Source organism: Paludisphaera soli (genome assembly GCF_011064595.1).
GTDB classification, from domain to species: domain Bacteria; phylum Planctomycetota; class Planctomycetia; order Isosphaerales; family Isosphaeraceae; genus Paludisphaera; species Paludisphaera soli.
On sequence record NZ_JAALJI010000126.1, the window covers coordinates 1 to 825 of the forward strand.

Here is an 825-nt window from a genome sequence, read left to right on the forward strand (position 1 = left end):
GAAGGACGAGGAATTCGCCGCGATCGCCGACCTACTGCCGCCGGTCGGGAGGCCGGGCGGTCGCTGGAACGACCATCGCACGACCCTCGACGGGGTCCTCTGGATCCTCCATACCGGAGCCCAGTGGCGGGAACTCCCCGAACGTTACGGCAAGTGGAAGAGCGTCTACGACCGCTTCAAGCGCTGGGCTCGGGACGGCACGATCGGCCGCATGCTCGAAATGCTCCACCTGAAGCTCGACGCCTCGGGGCGGATCGACTTCGACCTCTGGTGCATCGACGGGACCTCCATCCGGGCGAGCCGCGCGGCCGCCGGGGCCGGGGGGGAAAAGGGGGCCGGCCGAGCCCGCCGACCACGCCCTCGGCCGCTCGCGGGGCGGGTTCGGGACGAAGCTGCACCTGGTCGTCGACTCCGGCGGCGTCCCGCTCTCGGCCGTCGTCACCGCGGGCCAGGCCCACGAGTCGAAGTCGCTGGAGCCGGCCCTGGAGGCCGTGCGGATCAAGCGGCCCGGCCGGGGCCGACCGCGTCGCAGGCCTCGACGCCTGGCGGGCGACAAGGGCTACAGCTATCGGCGGATCCGCCGCTACTTGGGACGGCGGGGGATCAGGGCGGTGATCCCGACCCGCAAGGATCAGCGGAGGAACCCGAAGTTCGACGCCGAGGCCTACCGCCGGCGCAACATCGTCGAGCGGTGCATCCTCTGGCTGAAGGAGGACAGGCGGCTGGCGACCCGGTTCGAGAAGCTCGCGGTCAACTTCCTGGCGATGGTGAAGCTGGCCATGATCCGCCGTTGCTTCCGCCTCCTCGAGCCGTCAGACAGAACCT

The 825-nt window shown here is 70.7% G+C and carries 1 protein-coding gene; it reads left to right on the forward strand.

The features are described 5' to 3' along the window. Nucleotides 1–825 (forward strand): IS5 family transposase gene (locus G6O68_RS33790; protein ID WP_390625420.1). Its coding sequence is split into 2 segments (ribosomal slippage), with 824 coding nucleotides annotated over them: nucleotides 1–319 and nucleotides 321–825; the frame shifts between segments, so codons are not numbered across the junction. This gene is flagged as partial in the annotation.